Raw genomic sequence first — 18,449 nt, 5'->3', positions numbered from 1 at the left:
TATTCTAAAGAATTAAAGGTCAAGGATAAGTTTAGCTGGCTCTTCAAGTAACTCTTTAACCGTTACCAAGAAACCAACTGCTTCTTTACCATCAATCATACGATGGTCATAAGAAAGCGCTAAATACATCATTGGAAGAATTTCAACTTGACCATTCACTGCCATAGGACGCTCTTGGATCTTGTGCATACCTAAGATTGCAGTTTGTGGTTGGTTCAAAATAGGCGTTGAAAGTAATGAACCGAAAGTACCACCGTTGGTAATTGTGAACGTACCACCAGTCATTTCTTCGATAGACAATTTACCTTCACGTGCTTTAGCAGCATATGCACCAATACCAGATTCAACTTCAGCATAGTTCATGCGGTCAGTATCACGAAGAACTGGAACAACAAGACCACGATCAGAAGAAACCGCAACACCAATATCATAGTAACCATGATAGATGATGTCATCGCCATCAATTGATGCATTTACAGCTGGATAACGTTTAAGCGCTTCAGTACACGCTTTAACGAAGAATGACATAAAGCCTAGACGTGCACCATGACGTTTTTCGAAAGCATCTTTGTATTGCTTACGCATTTCCATGATTGGCTTCATGTTCACTTCGTTAAACGTTGTCAACATTGCAGTTTGCTGAGTTGCAGCAAGAAGGCGCTCAGCAACACGTTTACGTAAACGCGTCATTGGAACACGTTTCTCGATACGCTCACCTACAGCAACACTCAATGGGGTTGCAGGAGCAGCAGCTGGTTTAGTTTGATGATTGGCAACATCTTCTTTGGTGATGCGACCACCACGACCAGTACCATCAACATCTGCAGCAGCAATACCTGTTTCAGTAAGTGCTTTACGTACTGCAGGTGCTTGATCTTGCACTTGAGCACGCTCAACAACAGGTGCATTACCTGCTTGAGTTTGTGCAGCAGCTTGCTCAACTTTCTCTTCAGATTGAACTGCTTGAGTTTGAGCTGCACCAGAAACTGCACCTTCTTCAAATGTTGCGATTAGTTCAGCAGAAAGAACTGTATCACCTTCATTTTTGATGATTGCAGAAATAGAACCATCAGCAGGAGCAACAACTTCTAAAACAACTTTATCCGTTTCAATATCACAGATCACTTCATCACGTGATACTGCTTCACCTGGTTGTTTGTGCCAAGTTGCGATTGTTCCGTCAGCAACTGACTCTGGGAACACAGGTGCTTTAATTTCGGTTGCCATTATTTAGATTCTCCTGATTGATCAGCCACGATCGCTAAAGCGTCATTTACGAGCTGAGCTTGTTGTTTTGCATGCAAATATGGTGAGCCACATGCAGGTGCAGCTGAAGCTTCGCGTCCTGCATAGCTAATTTGAACTTGTAGACCAGATTTCATTACACCTTCATATAAACGAGGAGCAATGAACAACCATGCGCCTTGGTTTTTCGGTTCTTCTTGACACCAAACGAGTTCTTTCACGTTTGGATATGTCGCAAGAACTTCTGCAAGACGTTTTTCTGGGTACGGATATAACTGTTCAACACGTACAACTGCAATGTTCAAATTTTCTTCACGACGTTTTTCAAGTAAGTCGTAATAAACTTTACCACCACAAAGTACAACACGTGTTACATCTTGTTTGTTGATTTGATCCACTTCATCAATCACAGTCTGGAACGTACCAGTTGCAAGCTCATCTAAAGTAGATGTTGCAAGTTTGTGACGAAGCAATGATTTAGGCGAAGTCACAATCAACGGTTTACGGATTGGACGTACCGCTTGACGACGCATTGCATGGAAAATTTGTGCAGGTGTTGTTGGTGTAATCACTTGCATGTTTTCTTCAGCACATAACTGTAAGAAACGTTCAAGACGTGCAGATGAATGCTCTGGACCTTGACCTTCGAAACCATGTGGAAGAAGAAGTGTTAAACCACAAACACGCTCCCATTTGGTTTCACCAGATGAGATAAATTGGTCAATTACCACTTGCGCACAGTTTGCAAAGTCACCGAACTGAGCTTCCCAAATCACTAAGCTTTTTGGCAATGTTGTTGCATAACCATATTCGAATGCAAGAACCGCCATTTCAGACAATAAAGAGTCATAAATTGCAGTACGTGGTTGATTTTCTTTGATATGACAAAGTGGGATGTAAACAGAACCATCAACTTGGTTATGTAGTTTTGCATGTCGGTGTGAGAATGTACCACGACCAACGTCTTCACCTGTCAAACGAACCAAATAACCATCATCAAGAATAGAAGCATATGCTAGAGTTTCTGCTGCACCCCAGTTGAGTGGCATTTCACCTGTTTGCATTTTAAAGCGATCATCAATCACTTTTGAAACTTGGCGTTGCATCACGAAGCCTTCTGGAAGCTCACGCATTTTTGTACCAAGTTCTTTTAAACGCTCAATCGGGAATGTTGTATCCCAATCATCGGTATAGTCATGACCAAGGTATGGTGTCCAATCAACAAACATTTTTTTGTTTGGCTCAAGCACCAATGCATTTGCAACGTGATTTCCTGCTTCAAGATCTTCACGGTATTTTTCAACCATCGCATCAGCAGATGCACGGTCTAATACTTTTTCTTGTACCAATTGGTCAGCATAAAGCGTACGGGTCGTCGGCTTTTTGCTAATGACTTGATACATCATCGGTTGAGTTGCTGCTGGCTCATCTGCTTCGTTGTGTCCACGACGACGGTAACAGAACATGTCAATCACAACATCTTTACGGAATGTGTGACGGAAATCATGTGCCAATTGAGAAACAAACAATACTGCTTCAGGATCATCACCATTGACATGGAAGATCGGTGCCTGAATCATTTTAGCGATATCAGTACAGTATTCTGTTGAACGCGCATCACGTGGATCAGAGGTTGTGAAACCCACTTGGTTGTTCACTACAATGTGAACTGTACCACCTACGGTATAACCACGAGTTTGTGACATTTGGAAGGTTTCTTGGTTGACACCTTGACCTGCAAATGCAGCATCACCGTGAACAATCACTGGCAATACGTCATCACCACCAATGTCTTTACGACGGACTTGGCGAGCACGTACAGAACCTTCAACAACAGGTCCAACGATTTCTAAATGTGATGGGTTAAATGCCAAAGCCAAGTGAACTTCACCACCAGGTGTCATTACATTTGAAGAGAAACCTTGATGGTATTTTACGTCACCTGAACCTTTTTTATTCAGTGCTTTACCTTCAAACTCACCAAATAAATCAGCAGGGTTTTTACCCATGATATTGACAAGTAAGTTTAAACGACCACGGTGAGGCATACCGATAACGACTTCTTTACAACCTACAGAACCTGCACGTTGAATCAGTTCGTTTACCATAGGAATGAAAGATTCACCACCTTCCACACCGAAACGCTTAGCACCAACATATTTATTGCCAAGGAATTTTTCTAAACCTTCAGCCGCTGTTAAGCGTTCAAGTACATGTTTCTTTTGATCTGCTGAAAAGCCAAATTGACCACGCGCACTTTCAAGGCGTTGCTGAATCCAACGTTTTTCTTTTGTGTCAACGATGTGCATATATTCTACACCAATAGAAGCACAATACGTCGCTTCCATTGCGTTAACCATTTCACCTAAAGTGGCTTCAGTTTTACCAATCGCCAAGTTACCCGCATTGAAAACCGTATCTAAATCAGACTTGGTTAAACCATGGGCAGCAAGGTCTAAATCAGGCACGTCTTCGCGTTTAGCCAAACCAAGTGGATCAAGTTTTGCTTTTTGATGACCACGGTTACGATATGCTGCAATCAGTTGCAATACACCGATTTGACGACGTTCATGCTCAGTACTTACTTCGCTTTGAACCACTGGCTGAACACGACTTGAATTACGACCTAATAATAAGAATTGCTCACGAATATTTCCGTGTGGTTGGTCGCCTTTAGGGAATTTATCGAAATATTGACGCCAATCCTCACCTACTGAGGTTGGAGAAGAAAGGTACTGTTCGTAAAGCTCTTCAATATACGCTGCGCTGTCAGCGGAAAGTTCAGTATCAAGACGCAATGCGTCAGCAACTTCTTGCATTTGTGGACCCATTTCCTATTGCAAAAACATTAGAGGGTGCTTTTTAAGCACTCCCATGATTGATAATGCCAAATCGGTAAATTGACATTCACCCATCAGGTACTAATGACCATGGGGCGTTATAAACATTAGCTTATTACTAATGCATACAATGAATCATAACGCCTTCATTGGCATCATCACTCACTTATATACTCAACCGAGGCTGAGCAATTTTTTGCAAATCGACTTAGAAAAAACAAAAGACTTTTTGCTTTTTCTAAAGCGGTTCTAAACGGCATCTATAAAAAAGATTTATAAACCGATCTGAGTCACACTTATGTTGAAAAAATGTACCAAAAACAAAGTCACTTTTTCACATATAGTGGTTTGTTAAATCGTAACATGATCTGCCACTTCAATTGATTTTTTTGACACATACCATCTATAAATTAGCGAAATACATACAAGAAATAATCAATTATTATCCCTCCATTTATATCGGGTCAGTTGTTCTGTTTTCAACGCTTTTATCGCAAATCATCACAATAAAAAACAACATTCTCTTTTCCTGCTCTCTCCTCAATGAATTTGCATAAAAAAAAGAGCGCACATCTAGGATGTGCGCTCTTTATTGACGTCGTATTAACCTGCTTGGTCAAGCAACATGCTACGGATATGACCGATTGCTTTTGTTGGGTTTAAACCTTTAGGGCATACAGATACGCAGTTCATGATTCCTTTACAACGGAACAATGAGAATGGGTCATCAAGACGTGATAAACGGTCTTGAGTCGCTGTATCACGAGAGTCAATGATAAAGCGATATGCATTCAACAATGCTGAAGGACCCAAGAATTTATCCGGGTTCCACCAGAATGATGGGCATGAAGTTGAACAACATGCACAAAGAATACATTCATACAAACCATTTAAGTGTTCACGCTCTTCTGGAGATTGTAAACGCTCTTTAGGTGGCGCAGGTTGATTATTGATCAGGAATGGCTGAATTTTGTCATACTGATCGTAGAACTGATTCATATCCACAACTAAATCTTTAACCACTGGCAAACCAGGTAATGGACGAATGACGATTTTTTCAGGTAAATCGTTCAAGTTCCATAAGCAAGCAAGACCGTTTTTACCATTGATGTTCACACCATCAGAACCGCAAATACCTTCGCGGCAAGAACGACGGAATGTCAATGATTCGTCTTGAACTTTCAATGCTAGAAGTGCATCAAGCAACATACGATGCTTATCTGTCAACTCTAGTTTAAAAGTTTGCATATACGGCGCTTTATCCTTATCAGGATCATAGCGGTAGATTTCGAACGTACGAGTACCTCTACTCATCTTATCTCTCCCGATTAGAATGTACGTGGTTTAGGTTCAATTGGGTCTACAGACAATGGGCTGTAACGTACAGGTTTGTATTCAAGATGATTATCTGCTGAATACCATAACGTATGTTTCATCCACTCATCATCACGGCGACCATATGAATAGTGCTCATCATCAGCAGGCAATTCATAATCCACAACTGTGTGCGCACCACGACATTCTTTACGCGCAGCAGCAGAAATCAAGGTTGCTTTTGCGACTTCATATAAGTTTTCAACTTCTAAAGCTTCAATACGTGCTGTATTAAATACTTTTGATTTGTCTTTCAAATGAATGTTACGTACACGTGGTTCAATCGCAAGGATTTGTTTAACACCCTCATCAAGCAATGCTTGAGTACGGAATACACCTGCGTGGTCTTGAACGATGTCACGAATCGCATCTGCAACTTCTTGGGCATTTTCACCAGAAGTTGAATCATCTAAATGACGAATACGTTTCAAAGTGTTTTCAAGCACATCATTTGGAAGTGGTTGATAATCATCACCGTGGTGTTTTGTCACATAATCAATGATGTGCTCACCTGCAGCTTTACCGAATACAACCAAGTCAAGAAGTGAGTTAGTACCCAGACGGTTTGCACCATGTACAGATACACATGAACATTCACCAATTGCATAGAACCCTTTTACAGGTACTGTGTAATTCATTGTGCCATTGGTTGTATATTCATTGGCTGCTTTATCAAATCCAGCATAGAAGCCTGGTTCATTTTTAGCTACTTCAGGAATAACCACTTGACCATGAATATTCGTTGGAATACCACCCATTTGATAATGGATTGTTGGTACCACTGGAATAGGCTCTTTGGTAATATCCACGTTGGCAAATTTCTTACCAATTTCGAATACTGAAGGTAAACGTTTCATGATCGTGTCCGCACCTAAGTGCGTCATATCAAGAAGAATATAGTCACCTTTAGGACCACAACCACGACCTTCTTTGATTTCTTGGTCCATTGAACGTGATACGAAGTCACGTGGTGCCAAGTCTTTCAAAGTTGGTGCATAACGCTCCATGAACGGTTCGCCGTCTTTGTTACGAAGGATTGCACCTTCACCACGACAACCTTCAGTCAACAACACACCCGCACCAGCAACACCCGTTGGGTGGAATTGCCAGAATTCCATATCTTGTAATGGAATACCAGCACGTGCAGCCATACCTAGACCATCACCCGTATTGATATAAGCATTGGTCGATGCACGATAAACACGACCAGCACCACCCGTAGCGAATAAAGTTGCTTTTGCTTGGAATACTGCAATCTTGCCTGTTTCTTGGTCAATTGCAGTTACACCGAGTACATCACCTGCTTCGTTACGAATTAAATCCAATGCGATCCACTCAACAAAGAATTGAGTACCCATTTTCACATTGCTTTGATACAGCGTATGAAGAAGCGCATGACCTGTACGGTCAGCAGCAGCACATGCACGAGGAACTGGTTTTTCACCATAGTTCGCAGAGTGACCACCAAACGGACGTTGATAAATTGTGCCGTCAGCGTTACGGTCAAATGGCATACCTAAGTGTTCAAGTTCATAAACAACTTTAGGTGCTTCACGGCACATGAACTCGATTGCATCTTGGTCACCTAACCAGTCAGAACCTTTTACTGTGTCATAAAAGTGATAGTGCCAGTTATCATCTTGCATATTACCAAGTGATGCACCGATACCACCTTGTGCCGCAACAGTATGAGAACGTGTTGGGAATACTTTAGTTAGCACTGCAACTTTCAAACCTGCTTGAGCAAGTTGATATGAAGCACGCATACCTGAACCACCACCACCAACGATGACTGCATCGAAGAACTGGCTTGGAATATTTGAATAATCTTCTTTAGGGGTTAAAGCGCCCATGACATCTTCCTATCAATTCGCCCAAAAAATCTGGATTGCCCAGATCGCATATGCAATTACAGCAATAATCACTGCTGAAGTTAACACGATGCGTAAACCTGAAGCTGAAGGCCCCATTTGACGAGTAGTCACATAGTCAGTGAATACTTGCCACATGCCAATCCAAGCATGCGCAACAAGAGATAAGACTGCCAATAAAGATAAAATCTTCATTGGAAGTGTCATCATAAAGCCGAACCATTGCTCATAGTTAAATCCGCCATTGCACAGAATCCAACCTAATACCACAACAGTATAAACAGCTAGAACAACAGCACTTACGCGTTGGATATACCAATCACGAGAACCTGACCCCGTTAAACCTGTAGCACTTTTCATTAGAGAACAATCCATACGAATGATGCGATAATTGCTATCACAGCCAAGATTAATGCAATAGTTGCTGCTACGCGACCACTTTGCAACTCTTCAGCAAAACCTAGGTCAGCAAGTAGATGCTTAATACCCATAATGAAATGGAATAATAAACCAGCGACAAATACCCATACGATGAAGCGTACAACGAAGCCACCAAAGATTGCTTGAACTTGAGCAAAACCTTCAGGCGAAGACAAAGACTTGTCTAAAAGCCACAAAAGTACCGGTACGAGTAAAAATACGATGACACCTGAAAGACGGTGTAGAATTGATGCAATAGCCACAGGGGATTTTAAGTTTACATCTAAAACTTGACCCATGGACAAATTGACAGGTCTGTTGCTTTTCACAGCGGGCATCCTGTAAGTAAAAACTCCATCCGGAGTTTGTTGGAATTAATTCGAAGGAAAGCTAGCATTGTCAGACAAGTTAAATTGTCTGAACTTTAAACGACACTGAATTATAAAACGTGAACAGTCAAATTACAAACTGTCGGAATTGGCTTTTTCTTTAAAAAACACTCAAATAAGAATCATTTACATTCATTTGTAAGCTTATATCAGTATTTCAAATCAAGCATTTAGCGCTATCTCTTTATTTTTTATGATTTTTAAACATAATACTTTTCGACATCATAATGGTGGATATTATTTTCATAAATTTAGACTAAAGCACAACAATACGGACAAAAGCGTCCTCTCCTACCATTATCCTAGAATTTTAAATGCTGTATTCAATTTAACCCTATACAGATACCCATTATGTCGCTTCTAAATATCGCTTTATTTTCATTTTTAATGGTCATTATTTTATTCTGTGATTTAATTTAAAGCTTTACAATAAGAAAGAACGACTTAGTTTGTGAATAATTCAATTTTGACTGCTCAATATTCCGCACATTTGCTTGTTTTAACAACATGCAAAACCTGATTTAACGGTTGTTTTGGGTGTTTTTTGTACCAAAAACTAGATTGCAAAAACTATTTTTTAATCAATTAAGCACTAAAATGAAAATAAATATTTCATCATTTCATTTGGATGCTTTTCATACTGCCATTACATTAAAAGCTATGTAAGTCGTGAAATTTAGAAGTTTTTAAAACATGGAATCTAAGGAATTTGGCTTACAAAAACATCAAAATATTGGTCTAAAATGCCATTTCCTGTCTAGCAATCCTAATTATTTTTCTGCACCTCACTCTGAATTTACCTTATTATACTGACCGACTCTGAAATTTGATGCTCAATCTAACTGGTTAAAGTTGGACTAACTGTAGATGAAAACATGACTTTTTCATCCATAAGTATAATTGACAAAATTTCAGTACTCACTAAGCTAAATAGCAATTTTTGATCCGTCTGACTTGTGCATTACAAGATGACTAAGCAAGTTAGATAAAATATCCACCAGGACAGGAGATCTATTGAATGTCTGCAGCAACTGGCAAGAAAGCCGTTCTAGAGCTTGATGGCAAAAAAATTGAATTACCAATTTACAGCGGCACATTGGGCCCAGATGTAATCGACGTTAAGGATGTGTTGGCTTCAGGTCACTTTACTTTTGATCCTGGTTTTATGGCGACAGCTTCTTGCGAGTCTAAAATCACTTTCATCGATGGTGATAAAGGCGTTCTTTTACACCGTGGCTATCCTATTGCTCAACTTGCGACTCAAGCTTCTTACTTAGAAACTTGCTATTTATTGTTAAGCGGTGAGCTTCCAACTGCTGAACAAAAATCAGACTTCGAAAACAAAGTCCGCAACCACACTATGGTTCATGACCAAGTAAGCCGTTTCTTCAATGGTTTCCGTCGTGATGCTCATCCAATGGCTGTGATGTGTGGTGTGGTAGGTGCGTTATCTGCGTTCTATCACAATGGTTTTGACGTTGAAAACGTAGATCACCGTGAAATCACTGCAGTTCGTTTAGTTGCTAAAATTCCTACTTTAGCTGCTTGGACTTACAAATATACTATCGGTCAACCGTTCGTATATCCACGTAACGATTTAAGCTATGCTGAAAACTTCTTATACATGATGTTTGCTACTCCAGCAGATCGTGACTATAAAGTTAACCCTATTCTTGCTAAAGCAATGGACCGTATCTTTACGCTTCATGCTGACCATGAACAAAATGCCTCTACGTCTACAGTACGTTTAGCTGGTTCTACTGGTGCTAACCCTTACGCTTGTATTGCTGCAGGTATTGCTGCGCTTTGGGGACCTGCTCACGGTGGTGCAAACGAAGCCGTTCTTAAGATGCTTGATGAAATTGGCACTGTAGAAAACGTTGCGCCGTTCATGGAAAAAGTTAAAACTAAAGAAGTTAAACTTATGGGCTTCGGTCACCGAGTTTATAAAAACTTCGATCCACGTGCGAAAGTTATGAAAGAGACTTGTGACGAAGTGTTAAGTGCACTTGGTATCAATGATCCACAACTTGCGCTTGCAATGGAACTTGAACGTATTGCGTTAAGCGACCCGTACTTCATTGAACGTAAACTTTACCCGAACGTTGACTTCTATTCAGGTATCATCCTTAAAGCGATTGGTATCCCAACAGAAATGTTTACTGTAATCTTTGCGCTTGCACGTACTGTGGGTTGGATCAGCCACTGGTTAGAAATGCACAGCGGACCTTACAAGATCGGTCGTCCTCGTCAGCTTTATACTGGCGAAACTCAACGCGATATCAAACGTTAATTCGTTACGCGTTCAGATCGAACAAGAGACCACCCTTTGGGGTGGTTTTTTATTACATATTCATACCAGCTGGCACAATCTATTTATTTTAAAATTCTTTTAAAAATCAAAATATAACAATATTAATAATAAGTATTGAAAGCTCAAATTCATATGTTCTCGATAAAGCTTACAAATCACTACTTTATAAAACATCCAACCAATAACTTTATTTTATATATTGTTTAAAAATTTTTAATCATACATTTTCAAAGGAATTGAAGATGCCTCAACATTTATCCAAACAAGTGCACGACCCAGACCAAGCTTTTTTTGGTCACCCTAAGCCATTAAAAGGTTTATTTTTTACCGAGCTTTGGGAACGTTTTTCCTATTATGGTATTCGCCCTCTATTAATCCTCTATATGGCGGCTTTAGTTGCTGATGGCGGTCTCGGTTTAGATCGTCCAACAGCATCAGCAATTGTCGGCTTATTTGCAGGCAGTATGTATTTAATGACCGTATTGGGTGGATGGGTTGCTGACAATTATCTCGGTCAAGAGCGCGCTGTGTGGTATGGCTCACTGATCATCGCACTCGGACATTTATCCATTGCATTGGCAGCCTTATTTGGACATTTCTTTTTTTATTTTGGTTTAGTTTTGATTGTGGTCGGTTCTGGTTTATTTAAAACCTGTATTTCCGTCATTGTTGGCACTTTATATCAGGCTCAAGATTCACGGCGTGATGCAGGATTTTCCATTTTTTATATTGGAATTAATCTAGGTTCATTGACTGCCCCACTATTGACTGGTTTATTGGTAAAAGAACATGGTTGGCACTGGGGATTCGGTATCGGTGGGGTTGGAATGTTAATCGCCTTACTGATTTTTAAGTTAATCACTGTGCCTCAATTAAAACAATTTAATCATGTGCGTGGCAATGAAAATAACTGGGCTCGTCCTGTACATTACAATCCTAAAGCACCCCAAATGATCATAGGATTTCTTGCAGTTGTTGGTCTGATTATCGCTCTAGTTTCTCTTGGCATAATCAACATCAATCCAATTCAGATCGCCACATATTTCACAATCACAATTTGTATTTGTATTGCCTTATATTTCTGCTATCTATTGCTCTTTGCAGGTTTGAATAATACCGAGAAAAAACAAATCATCATCTGTTTTATTTTACTTATCACTGCTGCACTGTTCTGGTCAGCATTTGAACAAAAACCAACATCTTTTAATCTTTTCGCCCAAGACTTTACAGACCGCCAATTCTTTGGCTTTGAAATACCCGCCGTTTGGTTTCAATCGATTAACCCACTTTTCATTATTATTTTCGCGCCGATCCTGGCATGGCTTTGGGTTAAATTGGGCAAACAAAATCGTGACCCTAGCTATATCACCAAATTCATTATTGCTTTACTCCTCGCTGCGGGTGGTTTCCTCGTGATGAGCATTGCCAGTTACTTGATCACCCAAAATGGTGGAACTGTTTCTGCATTGTGGATCGCATCAAGCCTCCTGCTTTTAACGCTAGGTGAATTATGCTTAAGCCCTGTTGGGCTCTCAACAATGACCAAACTTGCTCCAACCATCATTCGTGGACAAGTGATGGGACTTTGGTTTACAGCATCTGCTTTAGGGAATTTGATGGCAGGTTTAATCGGTGGTCATGTTTCTATCAATGAAGTTGAGCAATTACCCCTCCTATTTATGCGATGTGTCATCGCTTTACTTCTAGGGGCACTCGTTCTATGGTTAATGAAAAAACCGATTCGTAAATTACTCAATCAATCATCGACTCCCTCTCAAAAATCTCTTGATATGCAATTGGAAAAAGTATGAACGCTTTATCACCTGCCAACAAATTAGAAAACCTTCGTACAATTATGAAGAAATATCAGCAGGATGCTTTTATCGCCATGAGTGCAGATCCACATATGTCAGAGTATCTACCTGATTATTGGAAAATACGCCAATGGCTAACAGGCTTTACAGGTTCAGTTGGCACAATTGTAGTCACTCAAAACTTTGCAGGTTTATGGGTAGATGGTCGATATTGGGTACAAGCTGAACAGCAACTGGAAAATACAGGTTACGTTTTACAAAAGCAGACACCTGATCCTGCTTCAACACATTTGTCTTGGCTTTCACAACATTTAGCCAAAGATGCAAAAATTTGTGTCAATGGAAATACCATTTCAACTCAACAATATAGCGCATTATCTGCGCTTGCAAGAGAACACAATTTCTTCATCCAAACAGACTTCGATTTAATTGATGAAATTTGGACTGAACGCCCATCACTGCCCCTACAACCCATTTGGCAAATGGCAGATGATTTCAATGCACAAACACGTTTAGAAAAAATAATTGCGATCCGTCACAAACTTATTCAGAAAAAAGCAACGGGGCATTTTATTTCTGCACTCGATGATATTGCTTGGATTTTAAATTGCAGAGGCAGTGATGTTGAATATAATCCCGTGTTCTTAGCACACTTATTTATAGATCATTCTCGAACTGTGCTTTTCATTGATGATGCAAAACTTTCGACTGAAATGCAGCGAAGATTTGCTTTGGATAACATCGAAATCTTACCTTATAACGCCAGCATCGAGTTTTTGGTCGAACTTAAACAACAAAATATTTTAATTGATCCAGCAAAAACATCGATTGCCCATACACAGGCGATTGAGCAGAAAAGCCATTTAGTTCAAGACATTAATCCCAGCACATTATTTAAATCCCAAAAGCACCCCTCAGAGATTCAGCATGTGCGCAATGCCATGATCAAAGATGGGGTTGCTTTGTGCCATTTTTTTCAATGGCTAGATACAGCGCTAACAAATAATGAATCCATCAATGAATTGACGATTGATGAGATGATCACTGGTTTTCGCGCCAAGCAAAAGGACTTTCTAAGACTAAGTTTTTCAACGATTGCAGGTTTTAATGCCAATGGGGCACTACCGCATTATCGAGCAACTGAAGAAAGTTTCAGTGAAATCACGGGTGACGGCTTGTTACTGATTGATTCAGGTGCACAGTATGCAGATGGTACAACAGATATCACCCGAGTTGTTCCTATCGGAAACACAAGTATTGAACAAAAACGTGATTATACGCTGGTATTGAAATGTCATATTGCGCTTGCTCAAACTGTCTTCCCAGAAGGCATTGAATCACCTCTTTTAGATTCGATCACACGTCAAACCCTGTGGAAATATGGTTTGGATTATCGTCATGGTACAGGTCACGGTGTAGGCTATGCATTGAATGTTCATGAAGGACCTCAAGTCATCTCTTATTATGCGCCAGCGACATCTTTTACCAAGATGCGTGAAGGCATGATTAGCTCTAATGAGCCAGGCTTATACCATCAAGAAAAGTATGGGATTCGAATTGAAAATCTTGTCGTTAACAAACTTAAGCATTTTGAAGATACGACTTATGGTCAGTTCTTAGAATTCGAAACACTTACACTGTGCCCGATTAACCGTAGCTGTATTATTTTAGAGTTGTTAAATGATGATGAAAAAGCATGGCTGAACCAATACCATCAAATAGTCAGAGAACGATTAGCGCCCCACTTAGAAGGTGATGTTTTAAACTGGCTAAATGAAAATACCCAGGCAATTTAACTCTCAATATCAATCAAAAAAGCACAGAGCCTTTGACTGTGTGCTTTTTTGAAAATCCATATACCATTGATGCGTATAATAAATATAAAATCCCGTACTTTATTGCATAGTGAGTTTATGAAAAACACATACAATAAAATATCGTTTTATCTTCAATAATAAAATTAATCATCGAATATATTGGGTGATGATATGAGTGTTGTGACTACCCTGCCTTATGTTTAAAGTTTAATGACTTTGCACAGATGATGCTTCATTTCTTCAGAGATGGAAAAAGTGAATCCGATCTTATCGAATCACCGAGCACTGCAATCAACAAGAGCACTTATAGTACGATTTTGATTCTTTCCGTTTGGGTTGTGACTTTTGCATTTTTACATGCATTGGATGATTGAATAGTTTTAATCACTTCATTGCGACTGGGTAAAATCTTTAAACTTGAAACAATTTCCCCACCCGTTTTACAATCTTCCTCGCCCAACTTCTCACTAAAACGCCCCGGATGACTCGAAGATTCAGCAGTTGCAATAATTTTAGCTTTCCACCCATCAAAATAGACTAAATCCGTTGTCTGGGAAACTTGCCCCTGCCCCGAGCCTGCAGACTCTATTTCAACCAAATCGATTGGTTTTGCTCGATATTGCACCGTATGTACTGTGAAATCATTGGCTTGACCACCGAACTCAAGTATTCGAGATTGTTTTAACTTTGGGCGCGTCAATATATAGCCTCCCCAAAAATTTCGTCCTGCATTTTCAAATGTTACACCAGAGAGATAAGCCAGCTCTCCAGACAACAAATGAACCTCTTTCATATAATCAATCATGATCGCTTTGGCGGGTGTCGCTTGAGAATCGTTTAGGTTCGTTATACTGTTGATCACTGCTTGATCTGTAGGAGTTGCTGCAAAACTCAGGGCAGATGCGCTTAGAACAAAAACCATAGTACTCAATCGAACTGAAGAATAGTAAAGCATAAAATAAACGCTCAGATTTTGTGATGGATTGTGTGCTTAACGTCCCCATTCCATTTTAGCCATGTATGGACGTATTTTTTTAATTCGTTGAATATTGGTTTTTTCAATCTGAGTTAATTGGTTTTCTACATTGGTACTACATGGCATATACCAGTTTTGATCAGCAAATTGATTGGCAATTTCACGATTTGCAAATGAATAACCATGTCGTGCATAAATTTCATTACGCATCCAATCCAGTTCTTCTGCGGGAATTTGTATATCTTGATCTTTCAATAAACGTTGAGAAGCAACAGGATAATCACCCACATCTTTTTGATAACGACATTGTTGCGGTTTTAAGTCAAAATATTTAGGTTTTACTTTTGCTGTTGTAGACTCCCAACTCGACTCCAACAGATTAGGTTGACTATGGCTCACTACAAAAGTAAATACCCCACTGCTTGAAGGTGCACCGCTTTCAGTTGCGGTAATTTTATAGCCTTGAGCTGTGTTCTGTACCTTACCTGTGAAGTTCTGTTTGTTCTTACCCAAAATACTGTAACCTTTGACCTGATTTCGATCTATCGATTGGATAAAAACACCGATTTTTTGTTCATCATATTTTCCAGACCAAGATTTCTGTAATTGTTGAATATCCAGTGCATAGCCACTTTGAGTAAAAATTGCGGAAAGCCCGATACATGTTATTAATCGCTTATTCATTGTTATTCCTATTTGTTATGACGATGAGTGATACATATTCACGGTAATTTTAAAACAAATTATCGTATTTGTGGCGCAACATAATGCAAAAAAATCAAATTCAATCCAAATATAAACACTGTGTTTGGATATATCTTTGATTATAATTTACTGAACCCGTTTTATTACATAACAGTATGGCAAAAATAAAAAACAATCTGCCCACGATAAGTTTAGGTATAGTTTCTCTCTTGGTCTATGCCTATTTGTGTTACCTCATGGTCGCAATATGTTTGCAATATTTTCCTTGGAACACAGAACAGCATTTTTTATTGCTTAAGCAAGATGTAGTCAATACTCAACCTTGGCAGACGGCTTTTAAAATCCATGTGATCAGCAGTAGCTTTGTACTCATCGCTGGATTTACACAGTTTTTCCGTGTCTTTCGCACGCGTTTTCCCCGAATTCATCGCTGGAGTGGTTGGCTGTATCTGATCACCATTTTAGGGTTTTCTTTACCCAGTGGTTTAATTCTAGCTTTTTCAGCAGCTGGAGGATTATCTACCCAAATCAGCTTTGTCTTATTAAGTTCACTCTGGGCGATTACCACCCTATCCGCGTTGTACTTTTTATTGAAAAAACATTGGATTTTACATCGTGACTGGATGATTCGGAGCTTCGCTCTCAGCCTTTCTGCATTAAGTTTAAGAACATGGAAAATGGGACTTTACACTTTACAGCCCTATTTTGATTGGCTGACACCTGTGCATATCTATCAATTGGAGTCTTGGTTAGGTTGGGTGGTTAATTTAATTGTCGCAGAGATCATTATTCTCAAATTGCATTTATACAAGACAGAAAAGCCCTAAATAAATTTAGGGCTTTCGAATCACCTTCTACAATTTAGTGAAGGTTTTAATCTTTTCGCGTCACCGTGTAATGATTTAAATCCAGTTGTTTTAACTGATTACGAAGCTCTTGTAATGACCAAGGCCATGCCGCAAAATTTCGTCCATTTTCATCCAGATAATAAGACTTACAGCCACCTGCATTGAATACCGTTGTTTTTAGGTGCTTTTGTAGACGTCGATTATGTTGGGTAATCACATCCCCCTTAATTTCAAAACGGGTGAACTTCTGATCACGCATTTTTAGTAAACCATCAACAATATAGCCGACTTGCGCTTCTGCAATACCAATAAATGAATCATAGACCAGAATATTTGGACCCAAGACCAAGAATGCATTGGGAACATGTTCAATGCTTGCACCTAAATACGCTTCTGGAGAACTGTTTTTCCATCGCTCTGCAAGGACTTGACCATTGGCATCATAAACACGTTTACCAATCGGCGGATGAGAAACTTCAAAACCTGTTCCCCAAATGATCACATCAACTTCATGACGCTCACCATTGGCTGCAATCACCGTATTACCGTCTATTTCCACCAAACCATGAGGTACAAGGTCAACATTGTCTTGTTGCAAGGCTGGATAATAATTGTTCGCAAACAATAAACGCTTACATCCAATGGTAAAGTTAGGGGTCACGTCTTTACGCAGTTTTTCATCTTTAATTTGTAATTTGAGTAATTGCTTACTTAAAAAATTGACAGGTTCGAGTACTTTCGGATTGCGTAACCCAAAGTTAATCCCATTTAAAATCTGAGCAATACTGTTGCGCCAAGTTTGTTGAATGACTGGAAACTTAGAAATAATCCCTTTCGCAGTTTCATTCAATTCCATGTCAGCCTTAGGAAGTACCCATGGTGCTGTGCGCTGGAACACAATCAATTGTTTCGCTAAAGGTTGAACTTGTGGAATAAATTGAATTGCTGAAGCGCCCGTACCAATGACAGCCACACGTTTACCTGTTAAATCATAATCATGATTCCAACGTGCAGAGTGAAACATTTCTCCCTTGAATGTTTCAATACCTTTTAATTTAGGCATCGAAGGTTCAGTAATTGGACCTGTAGTAAAAATCACTGTTTTTGCTTGGTAAGCGCCTTTAGATGTTTCTAAGTGCCAAATATGTTGTACTTCATCCCATTTGGCACTGATCAATTCATTATTAAATTCAATTTTCTCACCAAGGTCGTATTTTTCCACCACCTCTTCTAAATAACTTAATATTTCAGGCTGTTTGGCAAACAGATGACTCCATTTATGACTAGGAGAGAATGAAAAAGAATAAAGCGCAGATGGCACATCACAACCGCAACCTGGATAATTGTTATCACGCCACGTACCACCAACACGGTTGGCTTTTTCTAGTACAACATAGTCATGATAGCCCACTTGATTCATTTGATAAGCCGCAGCAATTCCAGAAATACCTGCCCCGACCACAATAGTATCGTAGGTATGAACGGGCTGTTTTTTCTGAGCACTGGTTACTTTTTTATCAGCAGTCTGTTCAGCGCTCTCTGGTTTCACTGTTGTTTGAGTTGTAGCTTTTTGTTGAGTCGACTTTACCGCAGCTTTAGCCGTTTTTTGAATCTCCGCTTTAGCAGCGCCAACTTTCGCAGCAGTGGATTTCGCAGGCTTGGATACGGTTTTTACTTCCAATGCTTTGTCTTCTAAATTTGCAGATTGTGCTGTGTTCGGTTGAGTCACATGCTTAATCTCTTCCAACGTTGTTTGCGTTGTCGTCTTTTTCACGCTTTTATCTTCTGGATGTGTATCTAAAGTGGTTTCAGTCGTCATAGTCGTCTACTCAAATC

General features: G+C 39.7%; 13 protein-coding genes. 4 read left to right on the top strand and 9 right to left on the bottom strand.

Annotated elements, in window-relative coordinates; genetic code table 11:
• Window positions 1-12 precede the first annotated feature (12 nt).
• The 6 genes from odhB to sdhC form a co-directional block, all read right to left on the bottom strand.
• Window positions 13-1,227: a 2-oxoglutarate dehydrogenase complex dihydrolipoyllysine-residue succinyltransferase gene (gene odhB, locus TOL5_RS05950; protein ID WP_121774312.1), complete on the bottom strand. Its 1,215-nt coding sequence runs from the start codon at window positions 1,225-1,227 to the stop codon at window positions 13-15.
• Window positions 1,227-4,064 carry a 2-oxoglutarate dehydrogenase E1 component gene (locus tag TOL5_RS05945; protein WP_005032931.1) on the bottom strand — a complete coding sequence of 946 codons (2,838 nt, stop codon included), beginning with the start codon at window positions 4,062-4,064 and terminating at the stop codon, window positions 1,227-1,229. The genes odhB and TOL5_RS05945 overlap by 1 nt, the downstream gene beginning before the upstream one ends.
• 624 nt (window positions 4,065-4,688) lie before the next feature.
• Entirely contained in the window at window positions 4,689-5,399 is a 711-nt protein-coding gene (locus TOL5_RS05940; protein WP_004829428.1) for a succinate dehydrogenase iron-sulfur subunit, read from the bottom strand.
• Between the two features lie 14 nt (window positions 5,400-5,413).
• Window positions 5,414-7,312: an FAD-dependent oxidoreductase gene (locus TOL5_RS05935; RefSeq protein WP_121774311.1), complete on the bottom strand. Its 1,899-nt coding sequence runs from the start codon at window positions 7,310-7,312 to the stop codon at window positions 5,414-5,416.
• A gap of 12 nt (window positions 7,313-7,324) precedes the next feature.
• The gene (sdhD, locus tag TOL5_RS05930; protein ID WP_004717289.1) at window positions 7,325-7,690 is read right to left on the bottom strand and encodes a succinate dehydrogenase, hydrophobic membrane anchor protein; all 366 of its coding nucleotides are present in this window, start codon (window positions 7,688-7,690) and stop codon (window positions 7,325-7,327) included.
• Complete coding sequence (sdhC, locus tag TOL5_RS05925) at window positions 7,690-8,079, bottom strand: succinate dehydrogenase, cytochrome b556 subunit (protein ID WP_004829430.1); 390 nt, start codon at window positions 8,077-8,079, stop codon at window positions 7,690-7,692. The genes sdhD and sdhC overlap by 1 nt, the downstream gene beginning before the upstream one ends.
• Window positions 8,080-9,157: 1,078 nt before the next feature.
• On the opposite strand from sdhC, the gene gltA reads away from it, so the two are divergent.
• The 3 genes from gltA (at window position 9,158) to TOL5_RS05910 (ending at window position 14,063) form a co-directional block, all read left to right on the top strand.
• The gene (gltA, locus tag TOL5_RS05920; RefSeq protein WP_004829431.1) at window positions 9,158-10,432 is read left to right on the top strand and encodes a citrate synthase; all 1,275 of its coding nucleotides are present in this window, start codon (window positions 9,158-9,160) and stop codon (window positions 10,430-10,432) included.
• A gap of 263 nt (window positions 10,433-10,695) precedes the next feature.
• A complete protein-coding gene (locus tag TOL5_RS05915) occupies window positions 10,696-12,264 on the top strand; it encodes a peptide MFS transporter (protein ID WP_221260676.1) in 1,569 nt (522 codons plus the stop codon).
• On the top strand, window positions 12,261-14,063 hold the full coding sequence (locus TOL5_RS05910) for an aminopeptidase P family protein (protein ID WP_221260675.1): 1,803 nt from the start codon (window positions 12,261-12,263) through the stop codon (window positions 14,061-14,063). The genes TOL5_RS05915 and TOL5_RS05910 overlap by 4 nt, the downstream gene beginning before the upstream one ends.
• Window positions 14,064-14,388: 325 nt before the next feature.
• Here TOL5_RS05910 and TOL5_RS05905 read toward each other — a convergent pair whose 3' ends face one another.
• Window positions 14,389-15,006 carry a hypothetical protein gene (locus TOL5_RS05905; RefSeq protein ID WP_009585086.1) on the bottom strand — a complete coding sequence of 206 codons (618 nt, stop codon included), beginning with the start codon at window positions 15,004-15,006 and terminating at the stop codon, window positions 14,389-14,391.
• Between the two features lie 69 nt (window positions 15,007-15,075).
• On the bottom strand, window positions 15,076-15,744 hold the full coding sequence (locus tag TOL5_RS05900; RefSeq protein WP_004829446.1) for a YARHG domain-containing protein: 669 nt from the start codon (window positions 15,742-15,744) through the stop codon (window positions 15,076-15,078).
• A gap of 176 nt (window positions 15,745-15,920) precedes the next feature.
• Here TOL5_RS05900 and TOL5_RS05895 point away from each other — a divergent pair, with 176 nt between their 5' ends.
• Window positions 15,921-16,592 carry a DUF2306 domain-containing protein gene (locus tag TOL5_RS05895; protein WP_121774308.1) on the top strand — a complete coding sequence of 224 codons (672 nt, stop codon included), beginning with the start codon at window positions 15,921-15,923 and terminating at the stop codon, window positions 16,590-16,592.
• 46 nt (window positions 16,593-16,638) lie between these two features.
• Here the strand turns inward: TOL5_RS05895 and TOL5_RS05890 are convergent, their stop codons facing one another.
• A complete protein-coding gene (locus TOL5_RS05890) occupies window positions 16,639-18,432 on the bottom strand; it encodes a flavin-containing monooxygenase (RefSeq protein ID WP_009585077.1) in 1,794 nt (597 codons plus the stop codon).
• Between the last annotated feature and the right edge of the window lie 17 nt (window positions 18,433-18,449).

It is taken from the genome of Acinetobacter sp. Tol 5, from assembly GCF_019702905.1.
GTDB classification, from domain to species: Bacteria; Pseudomonadota; Gammaproteobacteria; order Pseudomonadales; family Moraxellaceae; genus Acinetobacter; species Acinetobacter bereziniae.
Note: the sequence above shows the minus strand (reverse complement) of the source record. Positions and strands in the feature narration are given on the sequence as shown.

What these genes read in the sequence shown, in the direction of transcription:
- odhB (WP_121774312.1), bottom strand. Translation starts at nt 1,227, where the DNA reads ATGGCAACCGAAATTAAAGCACCTGTGTTCCCAGAGTCAGTTGCTGAC.
- TOL5_RS05945 (WP_005032931.1), bottom strand. Translation starts at nt 4,064, where the DNA reads ATGCAAGAAGTTGCTGACGCATTGCGTCTTGATACTGAACTTTCCGCT.
- TOL5_RS05940 (WP_004829428.1), bottom strand. Translation starts at nt 5,399, where the DNA reads ATGAGTAGAGGTACTCGTACGTTCGAAATCTACCGCTATGATCCTGAT.
- TOL5_RS05935 (WP_121774311.1), bottom strand. Translation starts at nt 7,312, where the DNA reads ATGGGCGCTTTAACCCCTAAAGAAGATTATTCAAATATTCCAAGCCAG.
- sdhD (WP_004717289.1), bottom strand. Translation starts at nt 7,690, where the DNA reads ATGAAAAGTGCTACAGGTTTAACGGGGTCAGGTTCTCGTGATTGGTAT.
- gltA (WP_004829431.1), top strand. Translation starts at nt 9,158, where the DNA reads ATGTCTGCAGCAACTGGCAAGAAAGCCGTTCTAGAGCTTGATGGCAAA.
- TOL5_RS05915 (WP_221260676.1), top strand. Translation starts at nt 10,696, where the DNA reads ATGCCTCAACATTTATCCAAACAAGTGCACGACCCAGACCAAGCTTTT.
- TOL5_RS05910 (WP_221260675.1), top strand. Translation starts at nt 12,261, where the DNA reads ATGAACGCTTTATCACCTGCCAACAAATTAGAAAACCTTCGTACAATT.
- TOL5_RS05905 (WP_009585086.1), bottom strand. Translation starts at nt 15,006, where the DNA reads ATGGTTTTTGTTCTAAGCGCATCTGCCCTGAGTTTTGCAGCAACTCCT.
- TOL5_RS05900 (WP_004829446.1), bottom strand. Translation starts at nt 15,744, where the DNA reads ATGAATAAGCGATTAATAACATGTATCGGGCTTTCCGCAATTTTTACT.
- TOL5_RS05895 (WP_121774308.1), top strand. Translation starts at nt 15,921, where the DNA reads ATGGCAAAAATAAAAAACAATCTGCCCACGATAAGTTTAGGTATAGTT.
- TOL5_RS05890 (WP_009585077.1), bottom strand. Translation starts at nt 18,432, where the DNA reads ATGACGACTGAAACCACTTTAGATACACATCCAGAAGATAAAAGCGTG.